Raw genomic sequence first — 811 nt, forward strand, 5'->3', positions numbered from 1 at the left:
ACGGCGCGATGCCAGCGAGTGCAGATCACGATGATCAGATTTATCTGAAATCACTTCCGCAGGCGTACCAAAAATTTCGCAATGCCGGAGCAGGAATCGTGAACGGACGCAACGCCGTTGAGTATGCGATCAAAAAAATCGCGATCGTGAACCCTCAAAAGATCTACTGCGCCGGCCACAGCTCGGCGGGAAACCTTGCTTTGCTGCTGGCAGCAACCGAACCGCGAATCAGCCGCTGTGCGGCGTTCGCAGCGGCCTACGATCTCGAAAGCCGGATGGAGGAGATGACGGCGGATGTGACCTACCGAATGATGTTGCCGGGGATCAAACAATTTGTCTCTGAATCATCACCACTGAATCACGTCGACGAATTCGACTGTCCACTGTTGATCTTTCACGCCATTGATGATTCCAACGTGCCGCTGGCAGACGCCGAGCATTTTCAAAAAATGCTACGGCTATCCGGAAAAGACGCCACCCATATACGCGTCACCGGCGACCACTACACGCCGATGATCGAAACGGGTATTCCCGCCGCAATCGACTTCTTCAAGCAATAAGACTTACACTTTCTCGCCGAGCCTGAGCAGCTCGAGCACGGCTTCGGCAGCTTCTTCGCCTTTGTTACCCACGTTTCCACCGCTGCGCTGCAGCGCCTGCTCGACGGTGTTACAGGTCAGCAACCCAAAACCGACTGGCGAATCCGTTTCGATGGACAATCGCATCAACGCTTCGCTGACAGCGCGATTGATATGCTCGTCGTGAGTCGTCTCGCCTTTGATAACGCAGCCCAGCGTAANCACAGCGATCA

The 811-nt window shown here is 54.7% G+C and carries 2 protein-coding genes; one reads left to right on the forward strand and one right to left on the reverse strand.

From position 1 onward, the window contains the following. Positions 1–560 (forward strand): alpha/beta hydrolase family protein (locus RMSM_RS22795; RefSeq protein WP_040769062.1); only part of this gene is annotated, 560 nt, incomplete at its 5' end. A 3-nt stretch (positions 561–563) separates the two neighbouring features. Here RMSM_RS22795 and RMSM_RS22800 read toward each other — a convergent pair. Further along, positions 564–811 (reverse strand): 6,7-dimethyl-8-ribityllumazine synthase (locus RMSM_RS22800; protein WP_040769064.1); only part of this gene is annotated, 248 nt, incomplete at its 5' end.

Origin of the sequence: Rhodopirellula maiorica SM1, assembly GCF_000346295.1 — a bacterium.
Lineage (GTDB): Bacteria > Planctomycetota > Planctomycetia > Pirellulales > Pirellulaceae > Novipirellula > Novipirellula maiorica.